10 protein-coding genes are annotated in these 12,218 nt (G+C 72.9%); 1 reads left to right on the top strand and 9 read right to left on the bottom strand.

Features of this window, described 5'->3' with window-relative positions:
• Positions 1-152: 152 nt before the first annotated feature.
• The 3 genes from AW27_RS20785 to AW27_RS20775 form a co-directional block, all read right to left on the bottom strand.
• Positions 153-1,811: a beta-N-acetylhexosaminidase gene (locus AW27_RS20785; RefSeq protein WP_037923282.1), complete on the bottom strand. Its 1,659-nt coding sequence runs from the start codon at positions 1,809-1,811 to the stop codon at positions 153-155.
• Positions 1,812-1,976: 165 nt separating this feature from the next.
• Positions 1,977-2,261, bottom strand: coding sequence for a DUF3039 domain-containing protein (locus tag AW27_RS20780; protein ID WP_030010729.1), 285 nt, complete (start codon positions 2,259-2,261; stop codon positions 1,977-1,979).
• A gap of 29 nt (positions 2,262-2,290) precedes the next feature.
• Positions 2,291-2,851, bottom strand: a complete 561-nt coding sequence (locus AW27_RS20775; RefSeq protein ID WP_037923275.1) for a YqgE/AlgH family protein — start codon at positions 2,849-2,851, stop codon at positions 2,291-2,293.
• Between the two features lie 263 nt (positions 2,852-3,114).
• On the opposite strand from AW27_RS20775, the gene murA reads away from it, so the two are divergent.
• Positions 3,115-4,458, top strand: a complete 1,344-nt coding sequence (murA, locus tag AW27_RS20770) for a UDP-N-acetylglucosamine 1-carboxyvinyltransferase (RefSeq protein WP_030771691.1) — start codon at positions 3,115-3,117, stop codon at positions 4,456-4,458.
• 335 nt (positions 4,459-4,793) lie between these two features.
• Here murA and AW27_RS20765 read toward each other — a convergent pair whose 3' ends face one another.
• From AW27_RS20765 to AW27_RS20740, 6 genes are all read right to left on the bottom strand, one after another.
• Positions 4,794-5,075, bottom strand: a complete 282-nt coding sequence (locus tag AW27_RS20765) for an HU family DNA-binding protein (protein ID WP_007264399.1) — start codon at positions 5,073-5,075, stop codon at positions 4,794-4,796.
• 300 nt (positions 5,076-5,375) lie between these two features.
• Positions 5,376-6,812 carry an NAD-dependent malic enzyme gene (locus tag AW27_RS20760; RefSeq protein ID WP_037923270.1) on the bottom strand — a complete coding sequence of 479 codons (1,437 nt, stop codon included), beginning with the start codon at positions 6,810-6,812 and terminating at the stop codon, positions 5,376-5,378.
• 482 nt (positions 6,813-7,294) lie between these two features.
• Positions 7,295-9,628, bottom strand: a complete 2,334-nt coding sequence (locus AW27_RS20755) for a HelD family protein (RefSeq protein ID WP_037923268.1) — start codon at positions 9,626-9,628, stop codon at positions 7,295-7,297.
• 104 nt (positions 9,629-9,732) lie between these two features.
• Complete coding sequence (locus tag AW27_RS20750) at positions 9,733-10,293, bottom strand: CGNR zinc finger domain-containing protein (protein ID WP_037924233.1); 561 nt, start codon at positions 10,291-10,293, stop codon at positions 9,733-9,735.
• A 135-nt stretch (positions 10,294-10,428) separates the two neighbouring features.
• Complete coding sequence (locus tag AW27_RS20745) at positions 10,429-10,977, bottom strand: GNAT family N-acetyltransferase (RefSeq protein WP_037923266.1); 549 nt, start codon at positions 10,975-10,977, stop codon at positions 10,429-10,431.
• A gap of 9 nt (positions 10,978-10,986) precedes the next feature.
• Positions 10,987-12,165 carry a uroporphyrinogen-III synthase gene (locus tag AW27_RS20740; protein WP_052030812.1) on the bottom strand — a complete coding sequence of 393 codons (1,179 nt, stop codon included), beginning with the start codon at positions 12,163-12,165 and terminating at the stop codon, positions 10,987-10,989.
• Positions 12,166-12,218: the final 53 nt, after the last annotated feature.

The raw sequence follows: 12,218 nt of genomic DNA, 5'->3' as shown, positions 1-12,218 counted from the left end.
CGGTCGGTGTCCCGTACGGGGTGGAGGGCCCGGTCGCACCGCCTTCGACAGCTACCCTCCCCTATTGCCCGGTTTTACCCGTATAGCGGGAAATCGAGGCAGAGTTCCCGACCCGTCCCCCTGCCGTTCAGGGAGGCCGCTCCGCCCCCGTGTCACACGTTCGGGGGCGGGCCCTCGACGGGGCGCCCGAGCACGCCGGGCCGCCGCTGCCACGGCAACGGGCCGCCCGGCGGCCGGTAGCCGACACCTTGGGCGTCCAACCGCCCGTAGTGCGCGTCCATGCGCGCCTCGAAGTCCGCGAAGTCGCGCTCCTCGGGCGCCGGCTGCCATGACCACACCACCTCCGCGAAGGCCGCCAGCCGCGGGAACACCTGGTAGTCGACCCGACCCTGGTCCTCCGTCACCTCGGTCCACAGGTTGGCCTGGGCGCCCAACACCCGGGCGGCGGCCTCCGGCGACAGCTTCGGCGGCACCGGCTCGAAGCGGTACACGTCCTCCAGCGAGCGGACGTATCCGATGGGCATCGGCTCGTCCCCGCCCGCCGCCTGACGGTGATCCAGGTACACCTGCTGCTCGGGGCACATCACCACGTCGTGCCCGGCCTCGGCGGCGGCGATCCCGCCCGCGTAGCCGCGCCACGAGGAGACGGCCGCGCCCGGCGCGAGTCCGCCCTCCAGGATCTCGTCCCATCCGATCAGGCGGCGCCCGCGTTCGGCGAGCCAGGTGTCGAAGTGCCGGATGAACCAGGCCTGCAGCCCGTCCTCACCCTCGACGCCCAGCTCGCGGATCCGCTCCTGCGCGGCCGGGGACGCCTTCCACTGCGCCTTGGGGCACTCGTCGCCGCCCACGTGGACGAAGGGCGAGACCTCCGCCGGGAACAGCTCCAGCACCTCCTCGAAGACCCCCTCGTAGAACCGCAGCACGGCCTCGGTCGGCGCGAGGACGTTCTCGCAGACGCCCCAGTCGTCCCAGACCCCGAGCGCCGCGGTGTCGACCACGTCGGTGTTGCCCAGTTCCGGGTACGCGGCGATCGCCGCCTGCGAGTGCCCCGGCAGGTCGATCTCCGGAACCACCCGGACGTGCCGCTCGGCGGCGTACGCGACGATCTCGCGGATGTCGTCCTGGGTGTAGAAGCCGCCGTGCGGGGTCTCGTCCCACAACGGCGAGGCCCGGTGGCCGCGGCGGCTGCGGGCCCGCCAGCCGCCGATCCCGGTCAGTCGGGGGTGGCGCCCGATCTCGATCCGCCAGCCCTGGTCGTCGGTCAGGTGCAGGTGGAGCACGTTGAGCTTGTGGGCGGCGAGCAGGTCGATGTAGCGCAGCACGCCGTCCTTGGGCATGAAGTGCCGGGCGACGTCGAGCATCATCCCGCGCCAGCCGAACCGCGGGCCGTCCGCGACGCGGGCGTGCGGCAGGCTCCACGTCCGGCCGGGCAGTGGGGCCTTGCGGTACGCGTCGGGCCCGAGCAGCTGCCGCAGGGTCTGGGCACCCCAGAACAGCCCGGCGGCCGTGGCCCCGGTCAGCTCCGCCCCGCCCTCCGAGATGTCGATCCGGTACGCCTCCGGACCGCGGTCGCCCGCCGCGTCCGAGTCGATCCGCAGCCGCAGCTCCGCGGCATCCCCCGCCCCGGGGGCGGCGGCGGGCAGCGCCCAGCCGGTGGCGGCTCCGAGCTCCCGCCGGATCCAGCGGGCGACGGATCCGGTGCCGGGCCCGGCGTCGAGGACGGGCTCGGGTCCGAAGACGAAGCGGTGCCCGTCCCCGTCGGGGAGCAGCACCCGGGGTGCGGGGATCAGGCCCGTGCGGATCCGGTCCATGCGTCAGCCCTTCGCGACAGCCTGTTGCGCCCTGCGCAACACACGTTCCGCCGGGTGCTCGTCGCGCCGACCCTAACGCGCCCCGAAAGCACGGAAAAGGCCCCCGGCCGCACCGTGGTGCGCCGAGGGCCCGGTCCCGCGAACGGGAGGAGGAACGGGTCGGACCTACTTGTCCTTGCCGCCCTTGTCCTTGTCCCCGCCGGGACCCATGGACTCGTAGATCTCCTTGCACATGGGGCAGACCGGGTACTTCTTCGGGTCCCGGCCCGGTACCCAGACCTTGCCGCAGAGCGCGACGACGGGGGTCCCGTCGAGCGCGCTCGCCATGATCTTGTCCTTCTGGACGTAGTGGGCGAAGCGCTCGTGGTCGCCGTCACCGTGCGACACCTGCGGCGTCGGCTCTACGAGGGTCCCCGTGCCAGTCCCGCGCTCGGGCTCAAGAGTGCTCATGGAACCCAGGGTACTTAACCCCGCGCCCGTCAGTTGAGCGACGGGTCGTCCGGATAGGTGGCGACCATCGCGAGTTCGCTGCGCTGGCGGCGCAGCACCGACCGCCACAGCCGCTCCGGGTCGGGTGAGGACACGTCCCCGGGCTCCGACTCCACCACGTACCAGGCGCCCTCGCCGAGCTCCCGCTCCAGCTGGCCCGGCCCCCAGCCGGAGTAGCCGGCGAAGATGCGCAGGCCCCCGAGGGCCGGGGCCAGCAGCTCCGGCGGCGCCTCCAGGTCGACCAGCCCGATCGCCCCGTGCACCCGGCGCCAGCCGAGCGGCCCCTCCTCGCCCGGGATGACGGCGAGCCCGAGAGCCGAGTCCAGCGCCACCGGCCCGCCCTGGAAGACCACGCCGGGGGCACCGGCCAGGGGCGCCCAGGGCTGCAGTACGTCGCCGACGCCCACCGGGGTCGGCCGGTTGAGGACAACGCCGAGCGAGCCCTGCTCGTCGTGGTCGAGCAGCAGGACCACCGCGCGGTCGAAGTTCGGGTCCGCGAGGGTGGGGGTGGCCACGAGCAGCCGCCCTGTGAGGGAGGACACCTCGGTCATGCCGCCATGATCCCCCACATCACCCCTTCGCGGGGAGCGGGCGGGCGGATCGGACCGCCCGCAGTTCAGGGCGCACGGCGGCGGCGGGGAGCGCGCACGGACGGAGCAGCCGGAACGCGACACTCCGCCATGTGGTGGATACGGAGGGTGTTGTACCGAATTCATGACAGTCCTACGGCCACGTCACCCTTACGAACAAGGGGGTGATGGCCCTTACCCTTTTCCCTGATCCCCCTGCCCACCCTCTCCGGAACGCGAGATTCATGACCGGCATCAGTGACGATGTACTGCTTGTCCACGGCGGTACCCCGCTCGAGGGCGAGATCCGTGTCCGCGGTGCGAAGAACCTCGTGCCCAAGGCCATGGTCGCCGCTCTGCTCGGCAGCGAACCCAGCCGGCTGCGCAACGTTCCCGACATCCGTGACGTGCGTGTCGTGCGAGGTCTGCTCCAGCTGCACGGGGTGACGGTCCGCCCCGGCGAGGAACCGGGCGAGCTGGTGCTCGACCCCACCCACGTCGAGAGCGCCAACGTCGCCGACATCGACGCCCACGCGGGCTCTTCACGCATCCCGATCCTCTTCTGCGGGCCCCTGCTGCACCGCCTCGGCCACGCCTTCATCCCCGGCCTCGGCGGCTGCGACATCGGCGGTCGGCCGATCGACTTCCACTTCGACGTGCTGCGCCAGTTCGGCGCGACGATCGAGAAGCGCGAGGGCGGCCAGTACCTGGAGGCCCCGCAGCGGCTGCGCGGCTGCAAGATCCGCCTGCCCTACCCCTCCGTCGGCTCGACCGAGCAGGTACTGCTGACGGCCGTCCTGGCCGAGGGCGTCACCGAGCTCAGCAACGCCGCCGTGGAGCCGGAGATCGAGGACCTCATCTGCGTGCTGCAGAAGATGGGCGCCATCATCTCCATGGACACCGACCGCACCATCCGGATCACCGGTGTGGAGCGGCTCGGCGGCTACAACCACAAGGCGCTCCCGGACCGCCTGGAGGCCGCCTCCTGGGCCTCCGCGGCCCTCGCCACCGGCGGCAACATCTACGTGCGCGGCGCCCAGCAGCGTTCGATGATGACCTTCCTGAACACGTACCGGAAGGTCGGCGGCGCCTTCGAGATCGACGACGACGGCATCCGCTTCTGGCACCCCGGCGGCCCGCTCAACGCCATCGCGCTCGAAACGGACGTGCACCCCGGCTTCCAGACCGACTGGCAGCAGCCGCTGGTCGTGGCCCTGACGCAGGCCTCCGGCCTCTCGATCGTCCACGAGACGGTCTACGAGTCCCGGCTCGGCTTCACCTCGGCGCTCAACCAGATGGGTGCTCACATCCAGCTGTACCGCGAGTGCCTGGGCGGCTCGGCCTGCCGCTTCGGCCAGCGCAACTTCCTGCACTCGGCGGTCGTCTCCGGCCCGACCAAGCTGCAGGGCGCCGATCTGGTCATCCCCGACCTGCGCGGCGGTTTCTCGTACCTGATCGCGGCGCTGGCCGCCGAGGGCACCTCCCGGGTCCACGGCATCGACCTGATCAACCGCGGTTACGAGAACTTCATGGAGAAGCTCGTCGAGCTCGGCGCGAAGGTCGAGCTTCCGGGCGGCGACCTCGTGTAACCCCCGCCGGTCCCGCGCGCCGCACTCCGCGTACGGACGGCGAAAGCCCCCCGGCCCCCACAAGGGCCGGGGGGCTTTCGCATGCCCGTCCGCGGCCCGTCGGCGGCCCCCGGTGCCGGATCAGCCCCGGATCAGCCCCGAGGGGCCCTAGGGGGCCCTGCGGGGCGCTGCGGGGCGCTGACAGGCCTCGCCCCGGTAGCGCCCGGATGGACGGACAGGCGGAAGGGCGGCCACCCCGCCCGGGGGTGGCCGCCCTTCGCCGTTCCACGTACTGCCGCGTCCCTGCGGTGCTCGGCGTCCAGAAGGCCTCTGCGGCCCCCGGCGCCGGGGCAGGACTACTTGCCCTTGGCGGCTTCCTTGAGCTTGGAGCCCGCGGAGACCTTCACGCTGTAGCCGGCCGGGATCTGGATGGGGTCGCCGGTCTGCGGGTTGCGCGCGGTGCGAGCGGCACGGTGGGTGCGCTCGAAGGTCAGGAAGCCGGGGATGGTGACCTTCTCGTCGCCCTTGGCGACGATCTCGCCGACGGTCTCGGCGAGCGCGGCCAGAACGGCGTCGGCGTCCTTGCGGGTCACCTCGGCGCGCTCGGACAGAGCGGCCACCAGCTCACTGCGGTTCATGTTGTACTCCCGTGTTCAACTTGCCTTAGAGGCGTGAGATCGAAGCCGATGCTGCCAGGGCCCTAGGACAGTCCCCGGACCCGGGTCTGAACGTCAGACCCTCTCGCCCGGTTACGCATCCTGCCCCCACCAGCGGCGGGAAAGCGAATCCGGCACCCGCCGGGGTCACACGAAAAGCGCCACAGTCACGCCCCGGTGACACTCCGTCCGCACCCGAGGGATGCGAACAGCGGAGCACGTTGGCATCCCCGCAACCCTAGAGGCGGCCCAGCGGGCCCGCATCTCGCGACGCGCCGGGGATCAGGGAGCCGTGAGGCCCGTCACAGACCCGTTCTGCGCGGCCGAGGCGGCCTTGCGGACGGCGCCGGCGACCGCTCCGGCGACCTTGTCGTTGAACACCGACGGGATGATGTAGTTGGCGTTCAGCTCGTCCTCGCCGACGACGTCGGCCAGCGCGGTCGCGGCGGCGAGCATCATGCTGGTGTTCACGGTGCGGGACTGGGCGTCCAACAGGCCGCGGAAGACACCCGGGAAGACCAGGACGTTGTTGATCTGGTTCGGGAAGTCGGAGCGGCCGGTGGCGACCACGGCGGCCGTCTGGCGGGCCACGGCCGGGTCCACCTCGGGGTCCGGGTTCGCGAGCGCGAACACGATGGCGCCTTCCGCCATCGCGGCGACGTCCTCGCCGGACAGCACGTTCGGAGCCGAGACGCCGATGAACACGTCGGCGCCGACCACGGCCTCCTTCAGGGTGCCGGTGTAGCCCTCGGGGTTGGTGTTGTCCGCGATCCAGCGCAGCGGGGAGTCCACCGCGGCGTCGACGAGGTCGGGACGGCCCGCGTGCACGACGCCGTGGATGTCGGCGCTGACGGCGTTCTTCACGCCCGCCGCGAGGAGCAGCTTGAGGATGGCGGTGCCGGCCGCCCCAGCGCCCGACATCACGACCTTGACGTCCTCAACTGCCTTGCCCACCACGCGCAGCGCGTTGGTGAGGGCCGCGAGCACGACGATCGCGGTGCCGTGCTGGTCGTCGTGGAAGACGGGGATGTCGAGGGCCTCGCGCAGCCGGGCCTCGATCTCGAAGCAGCGCGGCGCGGAGATGTCCTCCAGATTGATGCCGGCGAAGCCCGGGGCGATGGCGCGGACGATCTCGACGATCTTGTCGGTGTCCTGGGTGTCGAGGCAGATCGGCCAGGCGTCGATGCCGGCGAAGCGCTTGAAGAGGGCGGCCTTGCCCTCCATGACGGGCAGCGCGGCCATCGGGCCGATGTTGCCCAGGCCCAGCACCGCGGAGCCGTCCGTCACGACTGCGACGGAGTTGCGCTTGATGGTGAGGCGGCGCGCGTCCTCGGGGTTCTCGGCGATGGCGGTGCACACGCGGGCGACACCCGGGGTGTAGACCATCGAGAGGTCGTCACGGTTACGGATGGGGTGCTTCGACGACATCTCGATCTTGCCGCCGAGGTGCATCAGGAACGTACGGTCGGAGACCTTGCCCAGGCTGACGCCCTCGATGCCGCGCAACTTCTCCACGATCTCGTCGGCATGCGCGGTGGAGGTGGCGGCGATGGTGACGTCGATCCGCAGCTTCTCGTGGCCCGAGGCGGTCACGTCGAGGCCGGTGACCGAACCGCCGGAGGACTCCACGGCGGTGGTGAGCTGGGAGACCGCGGTTCCGCTCGCGGGCACTTCCAGCCGGACCGTCATCGAATACGAGACGCTGGGCGCCGTTGCCATGGCCGTGTTTCCTCTTCTGTCCCTGGTTCGCTTCACACACAGGGCCCGCGCTCCACAGCAGGTGCGGCAGGACCTGTTGTCCGATCGTCCCACCTACCAGCCGGTACAAGGTAACCAGCTACAAATTTCGGAAAGACTCTTCCACCATACGAGATACGAGGGGGGTTCGGAATGGTGGGGTCATACAAAACAGGTCCGCGCCCTCCACCTGTGGAGGGCGCGGACCTGGTGATGCGTACGTTTGCGACACCGACCCGCCATGCTCGCCTCGCGGCAAGTGGTCGCTCTGAGCGACGAAGGTTGGGCCCGGGGGCTTGGATCGAGTCGGTGCCGTACCCAGGCTAACAAAGGATCGCCGAATGTGATCCCCCCGGTCGCGGTCGGTTGCCGGGACCACGCGCCCGGCTGCGGCCCATACGGCCGTACACGGCCGCTGAACAGCCCGGACACCCGTCCGGGCCACGGGGCCGGACCGTCCCCGGCTACGGCAGGAGCAGCTCGGGAACCCCGTCCGCGTCCGGCCCGTCCCCCTGGCCGGAGACCACCGTCAGCTGCTGCGTGGCACGGGTGAGCGCCACGTACAGGACCCGCAGGCCCGCCGGGGACTCCTCCGCGATCTCCGCCGGGGAGACGACCACCGTGGCGTCGTACTCCAGGCCCTTCGCCTCCAGGCTGCCCAGTGCCACGGCCCGTTCGCCGAGGTCGGCGAGCCAGCCCGCGGCCTCCGCCCTCCGGTCCATGGCCACCACCACGCCGACGGTGCCGTCCACCTGCTCCAGCAGCCGCCGGGTCTCCTCCCGCACCACGGCGCCCAGGTCGCCCGCCGCCGCCGTGAACCGCGGCCGGAGTCCCGTGGAGCGCACCGCCGACGGCGGCTCCATCCCGGGCATCGCCCGGCGCAGCACGCGGGACGCGACCTCGGCGACCTCGGCCGGGTTGCGGTAGTTGACCGTCAGCGTGAACCGCCGGCGCGGCCGGGACCCCAGGGCCTCGTCACGGGCGGCGGCCGCCTCCTCCGGATCCGTCCAGGAGGACTGCGCCGGGTCGCCGACGACCGTCCAGGTGCCGTGCCGGCCCCGGCGGCCCACCATCCGCCACTGCATCGGCGTCAGGTCCTGGGCCTCGTCCACGATGACGTGCGCGTACTCGGTGCGCTCCGCAGCGAGCCGCTCGGCCCGCTCCCACTGGGTCTCCTCGCGCGTCGGCATCAGCTCCTCCAGCCCGCTGAGCTGGTCGAGCCCCCAAGCGCCGGACGCGGTCGCCTCCCGCTTCCGCTTCGGCCGGGCGGGGGCGCCGAGGAGCTGCTGGAGCTCGTCGAGCAGCGCCACATCGTGCACCGACAGGGGGCCCTCGCCCTCCGGGCCCACCCGATGCAGCGAGCGGGCCAGCCGGCGGGTCTCGCGCGGGTTCAGGTCGCGGCGCGACCAGCGCCCGAGCCTGCGCTCGTCGGCCATCGCGGCGAGCACCCGGCGCGGGGTCAGCTCGGGCCACCACGCGTTCAGGAAGCCGACGAAGGCCTCCTCGGTGGAGATGTCCTCGTCGAACGCGGAGCGCAGTTCGGCGGCGAGCTCCGGATCGCTGTGCCGGCCGGCGGCGCCGGTCTTGGCGTACAGGGCATCGAGCAGCAGCTTGCGGGCCCGCGGGCGCAGCAGGTTCACGGGCGCGGTGCCGCCGAGCACGTTCTGCCGGATCCGGTTGAGCTCGGTGGCCTCCAGCTCCTGGCGGCTGCCGAAGGCCACCACCCGCAGCCGGTCGGGGGCCGGGCCCCGGTGGTCGCCGAGCTCCAGGGTGCCGCGCACTGCCTTGCGCAGGACCGATCGCATCCGGGAGGAGCCCTTGATCCGGGCCACGGCCGGGTCGTCGTACGTGGTCGCCTCGGCACCGTCGACCAGCGAGCCGAGCGCCCGGATGGCGACCTGGCCCTCCTCGCCCAGCGAGGGCAGCACGCCCTCGGTGTACGCGACGAGCAGCGGGGTCGGGGAGACGATGAGGATGCCGCCGGAGTAACGGCGGCGGTCCTGGTAGAGCAGGTAGGCGGCGCGGTGCAGGGCCACAGCGGTCTTGCCGGTGCCGGGGCCGCCCGCGACCTCGGCGACGGAGGCGGCGGGGGCCCGGATGACCAGGTCCTGCTCCGCCTGGATGGAGGAGACGATGTCGCGCATGGAGTGCGTACGGGCCCGCCCGAGTGCGGCCATGAGCGCGCCGTCGCCGATGGCGGGGAGCTCGCGGCCGTCGAGGAAGGCGGTGACCTCGGGGCGCATCAGGTCGTCCTCGACGCCCAGCACCCTGCGGCCCTTGGAGCGGATGACGCGGCGGCGCACGACGCGGCCCGGCTCCTTGGGCGTGGAGCGGTAGAAGGGCGCGGCCGCCGGCGCCCGCCAGTCGATGACCAGCGGCGCGTAGTCGGAGTCGAGGACCCCGATGCGGCCGATGTGCAGGGTCTCGGCGATGTCGGCCGTGAGGTCGTCGCGGATCGCGGCATCGGCGGGTTCGACGGAGGTGTACGCACCGTCCGGGCCGCGCTCGCCGTCCTTGCCGAGCAGCAGGTCGATGCGCCCGAAGAGGAAGTCCTCGTACTCGTTGTTGAGCCGGTTCAGGTGGATGCCCGCCCGGAAGACCTGCGCGTCACGCTCGGCCAGGGCCCCGGGGGTGCCGACCTGGCCGCGCTGGGCGGCGTCGTTCATGAGGAACTCGGCCTCGTGGATCTTCTCCTCGAGGCGGCGGTACACCTGGTCGAGGTGCGTCTGCTCGACCGCGATCTCGCGATCGCGGACGGAATCCGCCGTGCTGTCGACAGCGGCATCCTGCGCGGCCACCAAGGCCCCCTTCTGACGTGCATGGGCGACCGTCAACCGTACGCGAACCGGCGCCCTGCGCGCACGCCCGTTCCGGAAACGCGTCTCGCTCAGTGATACGACGGCTACCGGGATCCGGACGCCAGCAGCCGTCGGCGGTGGCGGGCGACGCGCTCGCGGTTGCCACACAGCTCGCTGGAACACCACCGGCGCCGGTGGCCGCGGGAGGTGTCCAGGTAGACGCGGGTGCAGCCGTCGCCCGCGCAGGCCCGCAGCAGGGCGCGGTCGCCGGGGTCGGTGAGCAGTTCCACGGCGTCCCGGGCGACGGCCGCGAGGAGGGCGCCGCATTCGACGCCGCCGCACAACTCCCGCACGAGGTGCCCTTCCTGGTCCCGTACGGCGCACAGGCCCGGGGGTGGTCCGGCGGCCAGCGCGTTGACCCGGGCCAGGGCGCCCTCGTCGAGATCGCCCCCGGACAGCTCCGCCCGTACGAGGGTCTCCACGTCGGCGCGCAGGGCACGGAAGGCCTCGGCCCAGTCGCCGCCCACCCGCGCCAGCGGTGTCCGGTCCGGCACGAGGCCGGCCCCGGCGAGCCACAGCCGCAGCTCGTCGCCGTCCGGGATCCCCTCGCGCGGGGTGAGGGTGGCCACCAGGTCCAGGCAGACCCGCCCGGAGTCGAACCGCATGTCCGTCACCGCCTCGCGTCGTCGGGCGCCTCCCCAGAGTGCCCGTCCCCCGCCCGTGGGGGAAGCCCCCGAACCGGTGCGGGGCCCGCCGTGTTCGGCCCGGCCCGGCGCCGGATCACCGGAGGTGCGTCCCCGTCAGGGGGCCGGCGGGTGATCGTGCAGGATCCGCTGGAAGAGGCGGTGGTCGCGCCAGGCGCCGTTGATGTGCAGATAGCGCGGCGCGAGTCCGTACTGCTCGAAGCCCGCCTTCGCCAACACCCGCTGCGAGGCAAGGTTGTCGACCAGGGTCCCGGCCTCCACCCGGTGCAGCCCCAGCTCGTCGCGGGCGATCCGGCAGACCTCCTGGGCGGCGGCCGTGGCCAACCCCTTGCCGCGGCAGGCCTCGTCCACCCAGTAGCCGAGCCCGCCGCTGCTCAGCGGCCCGTGCTGGATGTTGCCGAGGTTGATGGTCCCCAGCGGCGTGCCGCTCGCCAGGTCCACCAGCACGTACGGCAACAGCCGTCCGGCCGCCCGGGACTGCAGCTGCTGCCCGATCCGTTCCCGCTGGCCCAGTTCCGTGTAGAAGGCCTCGGGCCGGGCCGGTTCGAACGGCGTCATGTACGCCCGGTTCCGTGCGAACGCCTCGGCCAGTGCGGCGGCGTCGTCCAGTGCGACGCCCCTCATCTCCACCCCGTCGATGATCATCCCGGTACGCTAGCCCAGGACCCCCCTGGCCGTCACCGCCACGTCCCGCGGAAGCTCGCCGTACTTGTCCTCGCCGCCCGCGTCGAGCGACAGTCGGTAGCCGCGCTTGACCACCGTCTGGATGAGGTTCGGCACCCCCAACGCCGCCCGCAGCCGGGCCATCGCCGTCTCCACGGCGTGCTCGTCGCGGCCCGCGCCCGGCAGCGCCCGCAACAGTTCCGCCCGGCCCACCACCCAGCCGGGCCGCCGCGCCAGCGCCCGCAGCAGCGCCATCCCGGCGGGCGGCACCGGCCTCAGTTCCGCGTCGAGGAGCACCGCGTGCCCCCGGATCTCCATCCGGTGCCCGGCCACCGGCAGCACCCGGGCCCGGCCGGGCAGCTCCTGGCAGAGCAGCTGCACCAGCGGGCCCAGGCGGAAGCGCTCCGGCTGGACGGTGTCCACGCCGAGCGCCTGGAGCGGCAGCGCCGTCACCGGCCCGACGCACGCGGACAACGGCCCGCCGCGCAGCGCGTCCAGCACCGCCTCCCGCATCCCCCGCTCCCCGGCCCGGGACAGCAGCGAGGCCGCCGCGGGGGCCGAGGTGAAGCTCACCGCGTCCACCGCGCCGCCGACGATCGCGTCCAGCAGCCGGTCCAGCGGCGCGAGCTCCTCCGGCGGCATCCACCGGTACACCGGGACCACCACCACCTCGGCCCCGCCGGCCCGCAGCGCCTCGACGAAGCCGGGCAGCGGCTCCCCGTGCAGCTGGAGCGCGATCCGCCGGCCGGCGACGCCGGCCGACAGCAGCCGGTCCAGTACCTCGGCGAGCGATTCCGAGTCCGGGGACCACTCCTCCACGAGTCCGGCGGCCCGGATGGCGCCCTTCACCTTCGGCCCGCGCGCGAGCAGTCCGGCGGAACGCAGGGTCTCCAGGAGCCGCTCGCCGACCCCCCAGCCGTCGGCGGCCTCGACCCAGCCGCGGAAGCCGATGGCGGTGGTGGCGACGACCACGTCCGGCGGGCAGCCGATCAGTTCCTTGGTGGCGGCCAACAGTTCGCTGTCATCGGCGAGTGGCACGATCCGCAGCGCCGGCGCGTGCAGCACCGACGCTCCGCGCCGCCGCAGCAGCGCGATCAGTTCGTCCGCCCGCCGGGCGGCGGTGACCCCGACGGTGAAGCCCGCGAGCGGCCGGGTGTTCCTGTCGTCCATCGTGACCTGCCTACTGACGCATGGGGGGGGCGGTACGGGTGGACCGAGCCTGC

Source organism: Streptomyces sp. PCS3-D2 (assembly GCF_000612545.2).
Classification (GTDB): domain Bacteria; phylum Actinomycetota; class Actinomycetes; order Streptomycetales; family Streptomycetaceae; genus Streptomyces.
The sequence above is the reverse complement of the archived record's forward strand: the minus strand, read 5'-3'. Positions and strand labels throughout refer to the sequence as shown.